21 protein-coding genes are annotated in these 16,997 nt (G+C 44.2%); 13 read left to right on the top strand and 8 right to left on the bottom strand.

Features of this window, described 5'->3' with window-relative positions:
* Positions 1–53 precede the first annotated feature (53 nt).
* On the top strand, positions 54–692 hold the full coding sequence (locus RH89_RS01280; RefSeq protein ID WP_004398099.1) for a helix-turn-helix domain-containing protein: 639 nt from the start codon (positions 54–56) through the stop codon (positions 690–692).
* Here RH89_RS01280 and RH89_RS29815 read toward each other — a convergent pair.
* Together RH89_RS29815 and RH89_RS01275 are read right to left on the bottom strand one after the other, a co-directional pair.
* Entirely contained in the window at positions 689–835 is a 147-nt protein-coding gene (locus tag RH89_RS29815) for a hypothetical protein (RefSeq protein WP_004398097.1), read from the bottom strand. The two genes, RH89_RS01280 and RH89_RS29815, sit on opposite strands and share 4 nt — an antisense overlap.
* A gap of 109 nt (positions 836–944) precedes the next feature.
* Positions 945–1,331, bottom strand: a complete 387-nt coding sequence (locus tag RH89_RS01275; RefSeq protein WP_004398095.1) for a VOC family protein — start codon at positions 1,329–1,331, stop codon at positions 945–947.
* Between the two features lie 125 nt (positions 1,332–1,456).
* Between RH89_RS01275 and RH89_RS01270 the strand changes: the two genes are divergently transcribed.
* The 7 genes from RH89_RS01270 to RH89_RS01240 all read left to right on the top strand — a co-directional run bounded on the left by RH89_RS01270 (position 1,457) and on the right by RH89_RS01240 (position 7,993).
* Positions 1,457–2,143 carry an aspartate/glutamate racemase family protein gene (locus RH89_RS01270; RefSeq protein ID WP_004398094.1) on the top strand — a complete coding sequence of 229 codons (687 nt, stop codon included), beginning with the start codon at positions 1,457–1,459 and terminating at the stop codon, positions 2,141–2,143.
* Between the two features lie 634 nt (positions 2,144–2,777).
* Complete coding sequence (gene arsB, locus RH89_RS01265) at positions 2,778–3,803, top strand: ACR3 family arsenite efflux transporter (RefSeq protein WP_004398091.1); 1,026 nt, start codon at positions 2,778–2,780, stop codon at positions 3,801–3,803.
* A gap of 236 nt (positions 3,804–4,039) precedes the next feature.
* A complete protein-coding gene (locus RH89_RS01260) occupies positions 4,040–4,321 on the top strand; it encodes a hypothetical protein (protein WP_045965144.1) in 282 nt (93 codons plus the stop codon).
* 102 nt (positions 4,322–4,423) lie between these two features.
* Positions 4,424–4,969: an RNA polymerase sigma factor SigZ gene (gene sigZ / locus RH89_RS01255; protein WP_004398088.1), complete on the top strand. Its 546-nt coding sequence runs from the start codon at positions 4,424–4,426 to the stop codon at positions 4,967–4,969.
* A gap of 97 nt (positions 4,970–5,066) precedes the next feature.
* The gene (locus tag RH89_RS01250; RefSeq protein WP_004398087.1) at positions 5,067–5,843 is read left to right on the top strand and encodes a glutathione S-transferase family protein; all 777 of its coding nucleotides are present in this window, start codon (positions 5,067–5,069) and stop codon (positions 5,841–5,843) included.
* A gap of 335 nt (positions 5,844–6,178) precedes the next feature.
* Positions 6,179–7,120, top strand: coding sequence for a lipase family alpha/beta hydrolase (locus RH89_RS01245; protein WP_004398086.1), 942 nt, complete (start codon positions 6,179–6,181; stop codon positions 7,118–7,120).
* A 12-nt stretch (positions 7,121–7,132) separates the two neighbouring features.
* Complete coding sequence (locus tag RH89_RS01240; RefSeq protein WP_004398085.1) at positions 7,133–7,993, top strand: lipase secretion chaperone; 861 nt, start codon at positions 7,133–7,135, stop codon at positions 7,991–7,993.
* A gap of 79 nt (positions 7,994–8,072) precedes the next feature.
* Here RH89_RS01240 and RH89_RS01235 read toward each other — a convergent pair whose 3' ends face one another.
* Complete coding sequence (locus tag RH89_RS01235; RefSeq protein ID WP_004398084.1) at positions 8,073–9,026, bottom strand: GGDEF domain-containing protein; 954 nt, start codon at positions 9,024–9,026, stop codon at positions 8,073–8,075.
* Positions 9,027–9,281: 255 nt separating this feature from the next.
* Between RH89_RS01235 and RH89_RS01230 the strand changes: the two genes are divergently transcribed.
* Positions 9,282–9,590 (top strand): DUF1289 domain-containing protein, encoded by a 309-nt coding sequence (locus RH89_RS01230; RefSeq protein WP_038124871.1) that lies wholly within the window; start codon positions 9,282–9,284, stop codon positions 9,588–9,590.
* Between the two features lie 6 nt (positions 9,591–9,596).
* Here the strand turns inward: RH89_RS01230 and RH89_RS01225 are convergent, their stop codons facing one another.
* Both RH89_RS01225 and RH89_RS01220 read right to left on the bottom strand, forming a co-directional pair.
* Positions 9,597–9,845 carry a hypothetical protein gene (locus RH89_RS01225; RefSeq protein WP_004398082.1) on the bottom strand — a complete coding sequence of 83 codons (249 nt, stop codon included), beginning with the start codon at positions 9,843–9,845 and terminating at the stop codon, positions 9,597–9,599.
* Positions 9,846–9,925: 80 nt separating this feature from the next.
* Positions 9,926–11,023: an MBL fold metallo-hydrolase gene (locus RH89_RS01220; protein ID WP_004398081.1), complete on the bottom strand. Its 1,098-nt coding sequence runs from the start codon at positions 11,021–11,023 to the stop codon at positions 9,926–9,928.
* A gap of 108 nt (positions 11,024–11,131) precedes the next feature.
* On the opposite strand from RH89_RS01220, the gene RH89_RS01215 reads away from it, so the two are divergent.
* Complete coding sequence (locus RH89_RS01215; RefSeq protein WP_004398080.1) at positions 11,132–11,743, top strand: TetR/AcrR family transcriptional regulator; 612 nt, start codon at positions 11,132–11,134, stop codon at positions 11,741–11,743.
* Positions 11,744–11,873: 130 nt separating this feature from the next.
* Positions 11,874–12,296 (top strand): Crp/Fnr family transcriptional regulator, encoded by a 423-nt coding sequence (locus RH89_RS01210; protein ID WP_004398078.1) that lies wholly within the window; start codon positions 11,874–11,876, stop codon positions 12,294–12,296.
* Between the two features lie 24 nt (positions 12,297–12,320).
* On the opposite strand, the gene RH89_RS01205 is transcribed toward RH89_RS01210, so the two are convergent.
* Positions 12,321–12,899: a DUF6151 family protein gene (locus RH89_RS01205; protein WP_004398076.1), complete on the bottom strand. Its 579-nt coding sequence runs from the start codon at positions 12,897–12,899 to the stop codon at positions 12,321–12,323.
* A 136-nt stretch (positions 12,900–13,035) separates the two neighbouring features.
* Positions 13,036–14,079: an alkene reductase gene (locus RH89_RS01200; protein ID WP_004398074.1), complete on the bottom strand. Its 1,044-nt coding sequence runs from the start codon at positions 14,077–14,079 to the stop codon at positions 13,036–13,038.
* 126 nt (positions 14,080–14,205) lie between these two features.
* Between RH89_RS01200 and RH89_RS01195 the strand changes: the two genes are divergently transcribed.
* Positions 14,206–14,796 carry a TetR/AcrR family transcriptional regulator gene (locus RH89_RS01195; RefSeq protein WP_004398072.1) on the top strand — a complete coding sequence of 197 codons (591 nt, stop codon included), beginning with the start codon at positions 14,206–14,208 and terminating at the stop codon, positions 14,794–14,796.
* A gap of 298 nt (positions 14,797–15,094) precedes the next feature.
* Positions 15,095–16,402, top strand: coding sequence for a YjiH family protein (locus tag RH89_RS01190; RefSeq protein WP_004398070.1), 1,308 nt, complete (start codon positions 15,095–15,097; stop codon positions 16,400–16,402).
* 64 nt (positions 16,403–16,466) lie between these two features.
* Here the strand turns inward: RH89_RS01190 and RH89_RS01185 are convergent, their stop codons facing one another.
* A complete protein-coding gene (locus RH89_RS01185; protein ID WP_004398068.1) occupies positions 16,467–16,922 on the bottom strand; it encodes a dCMP deaminase family protein in 456 nt (151 codons plus the stop codon).
* Between the last annotated feature and the right edge of the window lie 75 nt (positions 16,923–16,997).

Below are 16,997 nucleotides of genomic sequence, written 5' to 3'. Positions count from 1 at the left end.
TACCCAACTAATTTGTGTTAATCTTAAACAATCAGCTCGTTCAGTGAAACCTTATGCATCAAGCTAATATCATCGAAATCTGGAAATCGAATGCAGACGCAGACAAACGTGCGTTTGTGATTCCGGATGGCTGTCAGGATGTCATCATTGTCCAACCGAACCAAGCTTCACCAGTCATTAATATCTCCCCACTTTATACTCAGACTATTGCTGTCGATATCGAAAAAGGGACTGAGATGCTTGGCTTCAGGCTAAAGCCAGGTTGTTCGTTTAAAGGCTTAGATCTCGCAGCTTTGAAACAGAAGCCTTTTGATGAAACATGGTTAGAGGATTACATAGAAAACAATACGCAGGTAAATGACAACGTTTGGGAATTGCTTCAATGCATTAGAAAGGAGCCGGGAGACATTACCAGTATCGCTGCAGTGCTGGGAATCAGTATAAGAACGTTACAAAGAACCTTAAAGCAACATACATCTCAGTCTCCCCTATTCTGGCTGCGACTGGCGCGGGTTCGCCAGTGCGCAAAAGCCATCATAACGAGCGGAAACCATTCAGATATTGCCTACGACTTTCAGTATTCCGATCAGGCACATATGTGCCGGGAAATAAAACACTGGTTGGGAGTGACGCCTACTCAGCTCGCGACAAGACAGGATATTCGAGCTCAATTGTTTGATGAAGGGTATTAATCCGCTTCTCTGCTGCGAAAATGCTTCATAACGTAGTACGCGATGGTTGCGAATATCATTACAGCAGCCCAATAGCGTTCATCTTCTAGGTTAGCAACCGTTGCTAAAACTCCGGCAACCAGCAGAAACAGCTTTGTTTTCATATATAAACCACTTTGAATTTCATAAATTTAACCCCGATACTATCAGATTCGGGGTTAACTGAACAAAGTGTGCTTATCCTAAAGCGCAATTAGGGTCTGTTGACCTAGCCTATACACCAGAAACGGGTGAGCATATCTCTATCAGGAAGCCATTAATATCATGCACATATGATGTGGTTTGCCCCCAAGGCATTTCCTCCACAGGTTGAACAAGCTCTGCCCCTGCGTCTAATGCTTTTTGCAGCGAACCTGCCACATCGTCCGTTTCAAATGCAATTTCAAAATTAGGTTTCCCTTTAGTCGGGCGCTGCGCTCCTTTTCCAAGTCGATTCATCAGATCCAACGAAGAGAGTGATAACGTGGTGTTTCCTGTATCCAGTTCTGCGTAGTCGCCCCCCTCATGAAGCATCGCTCTTTTCAAACCAAAAGCATTTTCATAAAACTCTAGAGTTTGTTCCACGTTTTCAACATATAGAATGGTGTATTTCAGCTTCATTTTCTTCTTCCTTCGGTTAACTGAGAACGTCAGATTAATGCCCCAATAGCCTTCATGTATTGAAAATACGCGACACACCCAAATGTAAGTTAAGGTTAGGACAAACAATATCAGGGAGACACAGAATGAAAAAGATTGGAATCGTTGGGTGCTCGGCAGAAGGTGCCGCACTTTGTTACACCACGATTTGTAGCGAAAGTATCGCTAAATTTGGCAATTATCAGCACCCCGATATCAGCATGCACACACCGTCTCTTTCTCTTTATGTCGATGCCCTGAATCAAGGCGACAAACAGGGCGTTGCGCGATTGATGCTAGATTCTGTTGAGCGTCTGAAAGCTGCTGGTGCGGAATTTGTTATCTGCCCTGACAATACCATTCATCAGGCTTTTTCTTTAGTCGAACCCCACTCCTCTCTGCCTTGGTTACACATTGCAGAAGTGGTAGCACAACACGCAAAAACAAAGGGATATAAGAAAGTGGGTGTACTGGGTACTCAATGGCTAACCGAAAGCGATGTTTACCCTGTCAGCATGAGAAATGCTGGTATTGAAGCTGTACTACCAAATGCTGAGCAACGTAAAAAAGTTGGAGAGCTGATCATGAATGAGCTGGTACTTGGGCGGACACCAACAGAGGCAATTGAATATTTGCAGTCTGTGATTGAAGATTTCCAAAATCAGGGGTGTGAAGCGGTTGTTTTAGGCTGTACGGAACTGCCAATTGTGCTGAGCGATGAAAACTCCCCTATTCCAACACTGGACTCAACGCGACTACTGGCCAGAGCCGCCATCGAATATGCCACTTCATAATGATATTTAGCAGAGATAAAAAGAAAAAGCCCCAGAGTTCAATAATGAAGTCTGGGGCTTATTTGTGATCTACACTCATATAATCATCAGGATACAAACGACTGATACGAGTGAAAATAATACGGTACGGCTTACTACGCCGAAATGTGAATGTTGAATCATTTCTTGATGCTGCATCTTCTCACCCATTGTTTTGTTACACTATAATTTCAATGTAATGACATTTCTGATTTTTTTCAATATTGCTCGCAGTGCCACCCCAGCCGGAGCTGAACTCCTAAGTACCATAAAGCCTTATTGAAAAAGGTCTGGATGCAACTTACTCAATTTAGTGAATTTTTTATTACAGACTTTAGTTTGTTCAAATCACTCGAGTTATCCCCTTCGAAGCAGGCAAAAAGCAGAATTGCCCAAGGTATTGAAAAAACGCCCAATGGCACTCACTCCCCTATTCACACCTCAATATCTATCAGGCTGAATCAATAGATCTCGTTCATTTGGATGCTCAATTTTCGATTGACAGTGAAAGCAATTGAACTAACATATACGCAAATGCATATATGCAAATTTAACCAATCATCAGGCTGTCATTTGTCACAGATAAACTGACATGTTTGATTAACGAGTGATTCCTATGGGTATTTTTGAACGATTTTTAAGTGTTTGGGTCGGTCTCGGCATGATCGCTGGGGTTTTAGGTGGATATGTTTTCCCTCACTTTTTCTCGTATTTAGCGTCGCTACAGTATGCACAAATCAATATGGTTATCGCGGTACTGATCTGGCTGATGATCTACCCAATGATGATGCAAATAGACTTCTCGTCCGTTAAAAAAATTCATCAGAGACCGCAAGGCATACTCATCACCGTGGTTATTAACTGGCTGATGAAACCCTTCACCATGGCTCTACTTGCGGTTGTGTTTATGCGATATGTGTTTGGCAACTGGATTGTCGATGATTTGGCAGAGCAGTACATCGCGGGCATGATTTTACTGGGTGTTGCACCTTGTACAGCCATGGTTTTTGTGTGGAGCCAGTTAACGAAAGGTGACGCAAACTACACTCTGGTACAGGTCGCCATCAACGACATCATCATGGTGCTCGCGTTTGCCCCTATTGCCGCGCTTCTTTTAGGAATGACCGACATTACTGTTCCTTGGGATACCTTGCTTCTGTCTGTATCTCTGTTTGTCATCGTGCCTTTGGTCGCTGGGGTAGCAACAAGGCACTTCCTGAAAGATCAGAAAAAGGTCGATGCACTTGGAAATACCATCAAACCTCTTTCCATTGTTGGATTGGTGGGTACTGTCATTCTCTTGTTTGGCTTTCAGGCGAATACAATTCTTGATAACCCAATCGACATTGTGTTGATTTCTATCCCTTTACTTATTCAAACCTATCTTATCTTCGCGATTGCGTATTACTGGATGAAGAAGTCGAAACAACCTCATTGTGTCGCGGCTCCAGGTGCAATGATAGGTGCATCGAATTTCTTCGAACTTGCGGTTGCTGTGGCTATCAGCCTGTTTGGGGTTCACTCAGGTGCCGCACTGGCGACCATCGTTGGTGTGCTGGTTGAGGTTCCGGTAATGCTCTCTCTGGTGGCTTTCGCCAATAGAACGAAAACGGATTTTTCACCAGTTGAATCGAATAGCTGAGCAATTACAAACTGATAACTGAGCCAAAAAAACACCAGCCAAATCTCTTCTCGCAGAGCTCATATACGTTGCTACAATTGTTAGTACCCGAGTGATTCCTCGGGTACTTCATAAAAAGAATCTTTATATTTTAATCATATTGTTCAACGTGTTATCTCGAAAAATCAACTTAGCACTGCTAGGTTAGCTGCAAATTCAGAGTTAGGGTTGGAAGCCAAGTGAAGAAGTCAGTTTTATTGCTCATATTATTATCGTCCACCAGCTATGCGAGCTCGTGGAAGAAAGAAATTACGGCTTATGCATTTGAAGGTTTAAGCCATATTTGTTCTCAGTCTCGTGAACTGAATTACAATCAGAGATCGGAGATGAGAACCATCTACATCAATAAAAAATTAGAACGAAAGAGAGAATACCCCGCCAACAAAGATTACGCTTACTACGCGTCTAAGCAGATTTGGGATTTTGGTGAAGGCGACAGCCCTAGCTATTCAGAATGCGCAGCCATCCTTAAAAAGTAATCAGCTCTGACGCTGTTTTGGTAATGATGCTGTTTTGATAATGATCTTGCTTTGATAATCTAGGTCACTGGGGATTTCGCAATTGTACGAGAACACCACGCTATGAAAAATTTCGAGACCGTATGGCAGGAATATCAACAAAGCCTCAAAGCATTCTTACATTCTCGGGTATCCAGCCCAGATGATGTCGAAGATATTCTGCAGGACGTATTAGTCAAAACATACGAAAAGCTGGATACGGTACAAAACTGGGAAAGCCTGAAGTCGTGGCTTTTCCAGATCGCAAACAACGCCATTATGGATTTTTACCGCAAGCGAGCTCGACAGTCCTCGGTAGACGAGCGAGATCTGTGGTATGCCAATGCAGAAGAAGAGCCAACACAGGACTTTTCTCGCTGCCTGCTTCCTTTCATTCAGACACTACCAGAACAGAGCGCCAAACTGATTTTCGCCGTTGATATTCAGCAGGAATCTCAAAAATCTCTGGCACTTCAGGAGAACATTAGTTACTCCACCCTCAAGTCTCGCGTTCATAAAGCCAGACAAGAGCTCAAAAAGCAGTTTGAAGACTGTTGCCATGTCACCTTAGGGAAAAATGGCGGCATGATAGATTGCGATTCAAAATCAAAAAGCTGCGATAGCTGTTAAAGTCTGTCGCTCTTTCGAGGTAATTTTTTCATTTTTTCTTCGTCTTTTTCTGAGCCCCTGCGTCTTATAGACAAATCACCAAGAGAGAACAGAAAAAATGAAAATTATCAGCTTTACAATCTGCCCATTTGTACAACGTGTCACCGCTTTGCTTGAAGCGAAAAAAGTGCCTTACGACATTGAATACATCAGCTTGAGCGACAAGCCAGATTGGTTTTTGGAGCTTTCTCCTAACGGACAGGTGCCACTGTTAGTTACCGACTCTGGTCAGGCATTGTTTGAGTCCGACGCGATCGCGGAGTACATCGATGAAGTCACAACCCCACTTCAGCCCAACCTGACTCCCGAGCAAAAAGCGATTAACCGTGCCTGGAGTTATCAGGCAACAAAGCACTACCTGACGCAATGCAGCACAATGCGCAGTAAAGACGAAGAGACTCTGAAAGAACGAGGCGCCAAGTTGATTTCCGCTTTTGAAAAAGCAGAGAAAGCTCTGAACGAAGGTCCGTTCTTCAGTGGTGAAGAGATCAGCAACGTAGATATAGCCTGGCTACCACTTCTTCATCGCGCTCACATTGTGAAACAGTACACGGGTTTTGACTTTCTGAGCGATCTGCCAAAAACGCAAAAATGGCAGAAGAAGCTTATGGAAACTGGAGTTGCTGAAAAATCTGTTTCAGAGGAATTCATCACCAAATTCACTAACTTCTACCTTTCCGAAGAAACGGAGCTTGGAAGAAAAGTGTGTTGCGATACAGATTGTTGTGAAGAAAACAGAGGCAACTGCTGTGATGAAGGCGACGAATGCTGCGTTGAAAGCAAACCATCGCTAAGCATTAACAAAGTTACCTGCTGTGCGCCTGATTGTTGCTAATCGAGTGTAGCCACTCAGACTAAATATCAGGTTCTGATCACACAAATACCCATCTCTGGCTGTTTTAAACATTCATGCTGGGGGTGGGCTTTACTCTCTGGCTCTCATACTCAAACCTTCGAACAATGAGATGCTCCCTTTTTCAACTCACTTCAAAAGATAACTTCTATATTATTTAGTGTCTTAACTCTTTCCCGGTCTTTTTCTTGTTCATAAATCAGTCACCTGAAAATATTCGTTTTCTTCACAGTTCTCATTTTTGAACCAAAATAGCATTAACATTTTCGCTACATTTTATTAACTCATCCGAGGTCTAACTTGTAGAGGAAAACGACGTGAAAAGGATTCTCACACTCGCTCTATTGCTCTCCGCCAGCACCTTTACCTGGGCTGGTGCTAGTGCCGGAGGGGCAACCCAAACTGGCTACACCCAAACGCACTACCCTATCGTGCTTGTTCACGGTTTATTTGGCTTCGATAAACTGGCTGGCGTCGACTATTTCTTTGGCGTCCCACAGGCACTGACGAAAAGTGGTGCCAGTGTTTATGTTGCACAGGTCTCCGCCACTAACAGTTCTGAAGCCAGAGGTGAACAGCTTCTGGCACAGGTTGAATCCGTTCTGGCGGTTACTGGTGCCAGTAAAGTTAACCTAATCGGACACAGCCACGGCAGCCCGACTTCCCGTTATGTGGCATCTGTCCGACCGGACATTGTCGCGTCTGTGACAAGCGTCGGAGGGGTCAACAAAGGCTCTACCATTGCAGATATCGTTAGGGGAACAGTGCCGCCCGGCTCCGTTTCTGAAGATCTTGCCGTTAAAATGGCACAAGGTTTAAGCACGCTGATTGGTGTTCTTTCAGGGGGAAGTGCTTTACCACAAGACCCGCTTGCTTCACTGCGCTCGTTAACGACCAAAGGATCGCTAAAATTTAACCGCCATTACCCCGAAGGGGTGCCAACCTCAAAATGTGGCAACGGACAGAAACGGGCGAGTAACGGCGTATATTATTACTCTTGGAGTGGTACCTCGACCGTAACTAACGTGCTAGACCCTTCTGATGCGGTGATGGGTGTGTTAGGACTAGCCTTTAGTGAGCCGAATGATGGCTTGGTTGGAAGGTGCAGTAGCCATCTGGGTCAGGTGATTCGAGATAACTACAAGATGAATCATTTGGACGAAGTGAACGGGTTACTGGGAATCCACCATCTGTTTGAAACGGATCCGGTCACGATTTACAGGCAACACGCTAATCGCCTTAAAAATCAGGGATTATAAAAGGTACATACTATGAAAAAGATCGCTCTGCTTATCGCAATTATCATCGCCTCGGGGAGTGTGGCGGCGGTCTTTTTTCTTTCCCAAAATGTTGGCGAAGGCAATGACGCAGTTAACCGGAAGTTCGGTTCATTACAGGGGACAGAAGTAGATCAGGAGTCTTCCCGTAAGGTCATTGATTACTTTCTTGCAACCATGGGTGAACAGCCTTTAAGCGACATAAAAAACCAAGCACTCAGTTTCAATCGCTCGATCCCAATCTTAAAAATCAAAGATGTGGAATTCGATAAATTTATCGAATACAAACTTGCGCTGAACGAACTCGCACCTACCGACTATGAAGTGCTAGACCTTAATGCGCTGCAAGATCTTCACGCCAAAGTATTGGACGTACAAGCTGAATATTTCTATGAGCTTGAGCGCGACAACTATTTTGCTGAGGAAAATCTGATTCGGGAAATGGCGCTAGAAAAATTACGCTTACAACAGCAAGCCACAAGCGCCTCCGACTTTAACCATCAATGGCAGCAATATCTCGCGTCTAAGCCAGACTACATACAACGCAGCGATAAGAACGCCAGCCTAGTAGAAAAGTTGAATGGCCTTAATAATTTATCTGAACAGGAAAAACATCTTGCAAGAGCAGATTTGGTGGGAGAGGAAGCCGCGAACCGGCTTGCCGACCTGGACAATCAGCGTGCAGAGTTTGACTCACGAATAAAATCTTATTTAAGCCAGCGCGATGCCATCAATCAAGCCACCTCAAGTTCAGAGGAAAAAGCGCAATCCATTGCGTCACTCAGAAACCAGTCTTTCTCAGAATCCGAATTTAGGCGAGTAGAAGCGCTGGAACGCATTCACGACGCCAACTAACAGTCAAACATCACCTCCAGTACGCAGATTCTCACCGGACATTAATCAACACATCTCGTACCAAATAAAGATGACGGCTTTAAATACTACGAAACGTATTTTTTCCGGCATTTTTTGCCCGATACATGGCCTTGTCTGCCATCAGAATCAGGTGGCTGATGTCCGTCCCGTGCTGGGGATAGGTTGAAATGCCAATGCTACACCCGACATGAATGGATTTCCCATCCACTAAAATAGGTTCGTTGAGTGACTCAATCACATTGTTTGCGATGCCTACCTTACGTTCAAAATCGTCGTTACTCAGTGCCATTCCGATAAACTCGTCACCACCAATCCGGCTCACATGCCCAACATCACCAAAATGTTTTCTTAAACGCTGGGCGGCAACCTGGAGAACGCAGTCGCCGGTTTTATGCCCCATGCGATCATTCACCTGCTTGAATCCATCAAGGTCAATAAAGTAAACATACACATCACGCGCTTCCTGCTCAGCCCTCTCTAATATATTGTCGGCATGCTGAAACAGATAATTTCTGTTTGGCAAATGCGTAAGCACATCGAAATACGCCTGTTTTTTCAACTCATTTTCCAGTTCTTTGATTCGCGTAATATCGCGGCTAATGCCAAACAGACCCACAATGTCTCCCGACTCGTCATAAATTGGTCTTTTACTGGAACTGACCCAACGTACGTTGCCATTCAGATCATAATAAGGCTCTTCGATTTCAGTGAGTGATTGCCCTTTCTTGATCACGTCTTCTTCCATTTTGAAATATACGCTGGCATGTTCTTTCGGAAAGATATCAAAGTCTGTTTTCCCCCTGAGTTCTTTCCAGTCGCGATGTTGAGTCAGGTTGGCAAAAGCTTGACTGGCATAAGTAAATTCATGTTTTGAGTTTTTGAAGTAAATAAAATCCGGAGTGTGGGCAAGGAAAAAGTAAAAACGATCCTGAGTGAGCAGCAGCTTTTTTAACTCGCTGCTCAAAACCTCATGATCGGTGTCCGATATCAAATTATTTATTGTATTTTTCATCGTTGATTATGCATCTTTTGATTTGGTCCATGGGAATACCCATGACGCCCGTTTATACCGAGCGAAGTCTAAGCAAAGCATTTCTGTGTACGTAAGAATATTAGCGCTACTCAAATAGTAGACATAATGCATATGAATTCGATTGATTAATGAGAGAATTCTTGAAGTTGCCCCAAGGTTGCAACGGAAGAGTGATATACTCGGCTCAAACAAAAAGGGCTAAAGCCCCCAGAAATTTTAAGCAGAGTAATGTCAATTAAGTCACCATGTGTTGCGGCATGTAAAAATAACGCAGGTATGTGCAGCGGTTGCTACCGTACAATCAATGAAATCATCGGCTGGAAAGATAAGACGGAAGAGGAACGCTCGGAAGTCATGAATAAGCTTTCCGGTGAGAAACAAACCCACGCCTGCGCGAAGTGTGGCAGCCCAACTTACTGTGAGATAAGCGCTGGTGGCAATCATTGCTGGTGCTTTGAGCTCGAAAAACGAGATACCAGTGCGTTAAACAAAACAGGCACTTGCCTGTGCCGCAAATGCCTTTCTGAATTACCATTGGAATAAAACGAGCTATTCCTTAGGGTTTTGCGCGTACCAGGCATCTAACAGTGACTTACCGTAAATAACCTCGGTTTGCATGTGAAAATAAAACAGGATAAGCAGTACGGCGGCTACACCAATATTGAACCAGAAGGTCACGCGCTTTCGCTTCTGTTCGCTGAAAATCGCAAGCTGGACGCCCACCAGAACTAGTGGGTAACTGAAAAGAATGGCTAAAAACCAACCTAAGTAGCCGGATATCGCCATTGGATCTAACATGAAAACCTCCTTGCCACACGAATACGCAACAAGGAGATTATCATTCATCGAATCAATAGGTTAACGACTAACCAGTAATATTAATTAAAACTTAATGTATTTTGGGCAATTTTCCCTTCTTCCCATGTTTTCTCGCCTTCCACTTCTCGCCACCAAAGCGAAGTTTGTGGGATGTTATCCAGCGTAATTTCCTGTCCAAACTTAGGCGTTAGTAGTGTTACATCATTCTCTTTGGCTAGACTTAACACTCGCTCGAAGGGTTCGTACCAATCGTGTAGTGACAGGTCAAATGTTCCGTTGTGTATTGGCATCATGTGTGAACCGGTTAGATCCAGGTGTGCCTGCATACTCCCTTCAGGCATCATGTGGATATCACTCCACAGCTCGTTGTATGCGCCGGTTTCAACCATAGTGACATCAAAAGGTCCGAATTTTTCACCGATCTCTTTAAACCCTTTGAAATAGCCACTGTCGCCACTAAAGAACAAATTGCGTTGCTCACTTTGAATGACCCAGCTCGCCCACAGCGTTTGGTCTCGGTCGAATACACCACGACCAGAAAAGTGCTGCGCCGGCGTTGCTACAAACTTAATGCCAGCGACACTGATTTCATCCCACCAATCCATTTCGACCACTTTGTCAGGGTTAACTCCCCATTCAATCATGCGCTGACCAACTTTTAGCGGCGTTAAGAACTGTTTCACTTTGCCATCCAGCAATTTGATGGCGTCTTTATCCAGGTGATCGTAATGGTCGTGACTGATTACGACCACGTCAATTTCGGGTAAGTCCTCACCACTGATCGGGCTTTCATGAAAACGCTTAGGACCCGCCCACTGAACGGGTGAAGCACGTTCGCTCAATACCGGATCAGTCAATATCAGCTTACCATCCAACCTCATTAAGATGGTGGAATGTCCCAGACGAAACATTGCGTCGTGTTTTTCTGCAAGCTGATTGGCAGTCACTGGCAGCACAGGAATTTGCGTGCTTGGTGTTGGCGTCACTCGATTAGCTTTTACATAAGCTTTAGTGATTTCCCAGATATTCGCTGCGCCAGTCTCGTAGCTGGTGTCGGTGTTAACGAACTTACCTTCTACATTGTTAGACGATGTAAATTTGTATCCTGCTGCTGCCATAACGATGACCCCTATACCGATTGCAATGTTACGTTTCATATTGGAATACCAAAAGTAAACTATACGGTGCAGTTTACTTTTAACATTTCAAAAAGTAAACTGGTCAGTGTAAAATAATTGAAATTAACACTTTCGTACGACAAAAGAATGGTTGAGAAAAAAAAGACTCGAAGTGAACTGAAACGAGAAGCCATATTAGAAGCAGCGACCAGCGCTTTTAAGGAGTTTGGCGTTCAGGCCACCAGCATGGATAAGCTCGCACAACTGGCGGGGGTTTCAAAGCGCACGGTGTATAACCACTTTGCGACCAAAGAAACCCTGGTAATGCATTTGGTTTCCGATCTCTGGAAACGCGCTATGGTAGATATTCAGCTTGAGTATTGCCCAGACACATCGCTTAAAGCACAACTGGCAGAGATGCTGAAAATGGAGCTCGACTTTATTGGTGCTCGCGAATATCTGGACTTATCACGCGTGGCATTTGGGCATTTGTTCTATAACTCAGAGGAACTCCAAAAAGAAATCGAAAAGATTTCAGCTCAGGAAACAGCTATCCACCGCTGGATCAAAGCTGCAATGGATGATGGAAAGCTAAAAGCGCTCGACCCGGAGTTTGCCAACGGGCAGCTACATAGCCTGATCAAGGGCAGTGGTTTCTGGCCGCAGCTGATGGGAATGAGAACAGAACTGTCTGAAGAAGAATGTAAAACCATTGCAGAAGAAACCGCAGAAATGTTCCTGTGCCGCTATCAAAGCTAAGACCTCAGAAACTGACTTCGATTGCCTGACCGTCAAACGAATGTAAAAAATAAATCACTCAATATCACAGGAAATTCGTGCAGTATGTGTCACACTTAACCTTATAGGATCCGTCGAGCAAGGAGCGAGAATGGGTGACACATACTTATTGCACTGCCCTCATCTGTGCTGCTTACCTTCAACTATCCAGTCCAAAATTTACGCCATAGCACAGCATCAAAGGTTATCGGATAAACAAACCATTGTGGAAACAGGTAACCACTGGCAATCGATAATCTGGCTTAAAACAGGAACAATTCGGCTCTACACATTAAATGAGCACCAAGAACATAATATTGCTTATTTTTCAGATGACGATTTCCTGTGGCCAGTGACGGAATCTTTGCGCAACCAGCCATGCCCTTTCACAATTGAAACCCTTACACCGGTGGAATTCTGGATTTGGACATATGATGAATTTCGAGAGCAATTCAAAAAAGATGAAGACTGGCGAACCTTCCACACTCCGTGGTTGAAAGCGTTCGAGAATACGAAATCGAAAAGTGTGACTTAACTGATTAAGAAAAAACTTAGCGAGTCAGCGCAGAATCTTGGGTTTTACAATGGCTTTAGACTTAGGACCATCGCAAAAAAGTACGTTGGGTTTATCTTTCCCGGTTAGCTTCCAGCTAAACAACTTGGTGAGGCATCGGATCTGAATTCGACCTTCCCCTTTCTTGCCAACCAGTTCCTGACTCGGATCAGATAACGCACTTTTGACATTCACACCACCCAGCGCAGCACCAATCTTTTGATCCGTGTTTTCACCGTCGGCAAAAAAGCTTTCTAGCACACCAATGAAAGGAATCGTCTCTGGTTTTAAAGTGTTGCCGATCATTGTGTTACAGCAGGTTGTGTACCAGCGATAAACGCCTTTTTCAGATAACCTCAGACACGCGATTTTATCCAGCCCAGTATCAATAACAAAATGATTCAGGGGAATCTGAAATATCCTGGAACCTCCGCAAGGCGTAAGCTCCTGATCCTGATTTAATTCGTGAGCGAACGTGCGACAGTCACCACAGTAGCAAATCAGGCGATTGCCCAGTTTCGGTGAAACGTTTTTGATGTGACCCGTAACTTCACCGCATTGGCACGACAGTTTTAGTATTTCCATACACTCCCCCTTTACGAGGTTCACTCTGAGTATTCGGTTCTGTTTCATGAAAACATAAAAAAGCCATTCGCGAAATTACGAATGGCAAAAAACAAGGAAGGAGTTTATACCCAAGGCAGTTTGGGTATGTTTAGTTCTAGTAAAGCGTAGTCAGCATTTCTTCAGAGTATTCTTTCAATGCTTCACCTTTCTCGACTCTTTCTACAAAGTCGGGATTAGCGATAAATGGACGACCGATTGCTAGCAGATCAAACTTGTCTTCGGCAATCGCATGACTGCCAGATTCTGCTGAGTAACCACCATTGCCAACCAAAGTCTGCTTGTAATGCTTACGCAGGTAAGATGTTGGCGTGCCGTCGAGGTAATCGTACTCGGCGCTGTCATCGAAGATACCCACATGCAGGTAAGCTAGATGACGTTTGTCCAGTTCAGAGAGGAACAGATCGAATACTTCGCGATCTCGGTTGTCCGCATCCATATTGAAGTATGCTGCTGGAGAAACGCGAAGCGCAGTGCGCTCTGCTCCAATACGCGCGGTAATTGCATCAACAACCTCTAACGGGAATCGAACCATGTTCGCTGCATTGCCACCGAATTCATCGTCGCGAGTATTACTTGAGTAATGCAGGAACTGATCAATCAAATACCCGTTCGCACCGTGAATTTCAACGCCATCAAATCCAGCGTCAATCGAGTTTGCCGCAGCTTGTGCGTAGTCTTCGACAAGTTGAGCTACCTCATCTTTCGTTACTGGTTTTGGCGTGACATAAGAGAGCTCACGCATTCTAGGAACAGATCCATCGACGCGAACTGCGGAAGGGGCTAATGCATGCTCACCATTCCAAAAATGTGGGTGGGAAACACGACCCGTATGCCAAAGCTGAAGGAAAATCTTTCCGCCATTGGCATGAACGGCATCAGTGACTTTGCGCCAGCCCTGAATTTGTTCTGGGCTGAAGATACCAGGCGTATTTGGGTAACCCTGACCATCTGGGCGAATGATGGTTGCTTCAGCAATGATCAGACCAGATCTTGCACGTCTTCCGTAGTACGCAGCCATTTCGTCGGTCGGTACAAGATCGTCATCAGCCATGCATCTTGTCAGTGGAGCCATCAGTATGCGGTTTTGCAGCGTAATTTCGCTATTCAACTGAAATGATTCGAATAAGTTCGCAGTCATCTTGTTATTCCTTTTTTGAATGTCCATTCAAATTAGCCTTTCTTGAATGATCATTCAAGTAATTTTTTGAATGAACGTTCAAAATGTTCTAGAATGCGATTACTAATATTTTTGTAGAGTAATTTGATGCGAAGCGCAGAGTTCGACCGTGAAGAAGTTCTTCGGTCTGCCATGGAAGTCTTCATTTCCAAAGGCTATAGCAAAACCAGCATGCAAGATTTAAAGGCGGCGACAGGGCTTCACCCTGGGTCGATTTATTGTGCTTTTACCAACAAACGCGGATTATTGCTTGCGGCTTTGGAACAATATGGCATTGAAAGCGCAAAAGTATTTGAAGCTCAGTTTGAAGGGCATGAATCTGTTCTGGAAGCATTCCAGTCTTACCTCACTCATGTGGTGGATGAATGTGAGCGCGAAGAAGTTAAAGACTGTCTGCTGCAAAAAGCTCTGAGCGAACTCTCTCAGCAAGACGAAGAAGTGGAAGCTGTGATTTCTGGCTTGATGGAAAAGTGGCGAAACAACATCGCTGGCAAACTGATTCTGGCACAGGAAAACGGCGAGCTTTCTACCGATGTTGACTGCTCCGAATTGGCCGAGTTTCTGGTAATGGGGATCTATGGAATTCGAACCTTTTCTCATACCAAGCCACCTGCAGGTACCCTAACCCGTCTTGCAAGTCAGTTGTTTGAACATATACAGCAAAAAGCAATGGCTTAACCACAATGCTCTAACCACTTGTCAGCTGTTAAACCACACTCAATAACCCAACTAAGCCAGTTGGGTTTCTTTATGGTTCTAAGGTAATTTCCCCCACCACTTGCACGTATATCAACTTTGGAGATATGCATCCCGCCAATTAATTGTATATATCTAGAATATATCAAATCGGTCATATAACAGGCAATAGATCACATTAATTGAACAAATTTCACACAAAGATCACATTTAATCCGTTGATAAAACCTCAATCTCTATTTTGTATATACATTTATATTGAATACACAAGGAGAGTGCTATGAACAGAGTTAGCGAATCTAGTCCGACCAACTACCACCCCTGGTTCAGACTAATAGGGTTAAGTGCCATCGGTATCTTCATCTTTTTTGTCCCCGTCACTTTTAACGATAAACAGAGCATCCCGCTCGATCATATGACCACTTTTTTAAAGACCAATATGGGAGTTGGAGCAGCATGGTATGCCGTCGCAATGATCATTGCTGGTGCGGCTTACCCGTTAGTAACAGGGAGTTGGAAAAAGAGTACAACGGAAAAAGTATTCTTGTTTCTTAAGTGTCTTGGGGTTATTGCAGCCATCATGGCAGTAACTAAATCTGGACCTGCGATTTTACAAGAACCAGATATGCTGCCATTTTTGTTCAACAAGCTGGTTATTTCAGTAGGATTGATCGTCCCTATAGGTTCTATATTCCTAGCATTTTTAGTCAGTTATGGACTATTGGAAGCTATCGGGATCTTATTGCAAAAACTCATGCAACCCATTTGGAAAACACCGGGAAGAAGCGCTATTGATGCCGTAGCGTCGTTCGTGGGCAGTTACTCGATTGGTCTGCTCATCACTAATCGCGTCTACATTGCTGGTCACTACAGCGCTCGCGAGTCAGCCATTATTGCAACTGGATTTTCTACCGTATCCGCCACTTTTATGATCATAGTTGCCAAAACACTTGGGTTAATGTCTGTCTGGAATCAATATTTCTGGATAACGTTATTGATCACCTTTGTTGTCACTGCAATTACAGTAAGGCTGCCGCCTTTGTCCCGTATTAATAATGACGCAGAGCATAGAGAACCCAATGCTATCACCACCAACCGTTTAAAGGTTGCGATTGAAAACGGATTGTCTGTAGCGGAAAAAGCACCGCCAATCGGAAGAAACATTCTGGACAATTTTAAAGATGGCTTAGTGATGACGATAAGCATCCTGCCATCAATCATGTCAGTAGGAGTCATCGGTTTGCTGGCAGCCAAATACACGCCAGTATTTGATTGGATTGGTTACCTTTTTTACCCTGTTACCTTAATCTGGGGCATCGAGGATGGAATGCAACTCGCAAGAGCAAGTGCGTCCGGTCTGGCTGAAATGTTCCTGCCTGCCTTGTTGATGAAAGAAGCTGATATCATTGCTCGGTTCTCTGCTGGTGTGGTTTGCGTGTCGTCGATTCTGTTCTTCTCGGCATCCATTCCGTGCATATTAGCCACAAAGATACCTTTGACGATTCTTCAGCTTGTCTCGATTTGGTTTATAAGAACCTTCTTGAGCCTAATGCTAGCTATACCCACCGCTTTACTACTGTTTGGTTAGAAGAAAAGAGAACAAAATGAAAAAAGGGCTTGATAAATCAAGCCCTTTTCTATGTTTAGATTCGTTAGTTTTTGAGTAAATCCAAATCTTCAAGTGGTAACCAGTCTACTTCTACACCTGCTTCTTCAAACATGCTTTGGCTGACCTGAATTTTATCGCCCCAGCGAGAAAGAAAATCTTCTGTTTGAGCAGGGCAATGCACTGCTTTGATTCCCGTTTGGATGATTTTGGCGGCACAGTTTGGACAGGGGAAATGCGTTACCCAAATTTCACAGTTATCAAGGTCGCGCTTCGCGAACAAAATCGCGTTTTCTTCAGCGTGGAGTGTTTTCAGATACTTCATATCGCGTTCGTCGGTTTCTGCGCTGTCTGAAATACCATGCGGGTAACCATTAAAGCCAACCGAAACAATGCGATTATGCTTTGTTATCACAGCGCCAACTTGCGTTGATGGATCCTTACTCCAGGAACCAACCAGTTCAGCCATTTGGAAAAAACGCTGCGCCCATTTAGAAATCATTCCACTCCCCCACTTAATTAAATAAAAATATATTCAGGTAATATAGCATCTTAGTATAACTAAGAAACCGTCTAG

Source organism: Vibrio nigripulchritudo ATCC 27043 (assembly GCF_000222685.1).
GTDB lineage: Bacteria > Pseudomonadota > Gammaproteobacteria > Enterobacterales > Vibrionaceae > Vibrio > Vibrio nigripulchritudo.
This window is presented reverse-complemented; position numbering and strand designations above follow the sequence as displayed.

What these genes read in the sequence shown, in the direction of transcription:
- RH89_RS01280 (WP_004398099.1), top strand. Translation starts at nt 54, where the DNA reads ATGCATCAAGCTAATATCATCGAAATCTGGAAATCGAATGCAGACGCA.
- RH89_RS29815 (WP_004398097.1), bottom strand. Translation starts at nt 835, where the DNA reads ATGAAAACAAAGCTGTTTCTGCTGGTTGCCGGAGTTTTAGCAACGGTT.
- RH89_RS01275 (WP_004398095.1), bottom strand. Translation starts at nt 1,331, where the DNA reads ATGAAGCTGAAATACACCATTCTATATGTTGAAAACGTGGAACAAACT.
- RH89_RS01270 (WP_004398094.1), top strand. Translation starts at nt 1,457, where the DNA reads ATGAAAAAGATTGGAATCGTTGGGTGCTCGGCAGAAGGTGCCGCACTT.
- arsB (WP_004398091.1), top strand. Translation starts at nt 2,778, where the DNA reads ATGGGTATTTTTGAACGATTTTTAAGTGTTTGGGTCGGTCTCGGCATG.
- sigZ (WP_004398088.1), top strand. Translation starts at nt 4,424, where the DNA reads ATGAAAAATTTCGAGACCGTATGGCAGGAATATCAACAAAGCCTCAAA.
- RH89_RS01250 (WP_004398087.1), top strand. Translation starts at nt 5,067, where the DNA reads ATGAAAATTATCAGCTTTACAATCTGCCCATTTGTACAACGTGTCACC.
- RH89_RS01240 (WP_004398085.1), top strand. Translation starts at nt 7,133, where the DNA reads ATGAAAAAGATCGCTCTGCTTATCGCAATTATCATCGCCTCGGGGAGT.
- RH89_RS01235 (WP_004398084.1), bottom strand. Translation starts at nt 9,026, where the DNA reads ATGAAAAATACAATAAATAATTTGATATCGGACACCGATCATGAGGTT.
- RH89_RS01225 (WP_004398082.1), bottom strand. Translation starts at nt 9,845, where the DNA reads ATGTTAGATCCAATGGCGATATCCGGCTACTTAGGTTGGTTTTTAGCC.
- RH89_RS01220 (WP_004398081.1), bottom strand. Translation starts at nt 11,023, where the DNA reads ATGAAACGTAACATTGCAATCGGTATAGGGGTCATCGTTATGGCAGCA.
- RH89_RS01215 (WP_004398080.1), top strand. Translation starts at nt 11,132, where the DNA reads ATGGTTGAGAAAAAAAAGACTCGAAGTGAACTGAAACGAGAAGCCATA.
- RH89_RS01210 (WP_004398078.1), top strand. Translation starts at nt 11,874, where the DNA reads ATGGGTGACACATACTTATTGCACTGCCCTCATCTGTGCTGCTTACCT.
- RH89_RS01205 (WP_004398076.1), bottom strand. Translation starts at nt 12,899, where the DNA reads ATGGAAATACTAAAACTGTCGTGCCAATGCGGTGAAGTTACGGGTCAC.
- RH89_RS01200 (WP_004398074.1), bottom strand. Translation starts at nt 14,079, where the DNA reads ATGACTGCGAACTTATTCGAATCATTTCAGTTGAATAGCGAAATTACG.
- RH89_RS01195 (WP_004398072.1), top strand. Translation starts at nt 14,206, where the DNA reads ATGCGAAGCGCAGAGTTCGACCGTGAAGAAGTTCTTCGGTCTGCCATG.
- RH89_RS01190 (WP_004398070.1), top strand. Translation starts at nt 15,095, where the DNA reads ATGAACAGAGTTAGCGAATCTAGTCCGACCAACTACCACCCCTGGTTC.
- RH89_RS01185 (WP_004398068.1), bottom strand. Translation starts at nt 16,922, where the DNA reads ATGATTTCTAAATGGGCGCAGCGTTTTTTCCAAATGGCTGAACTGGTT.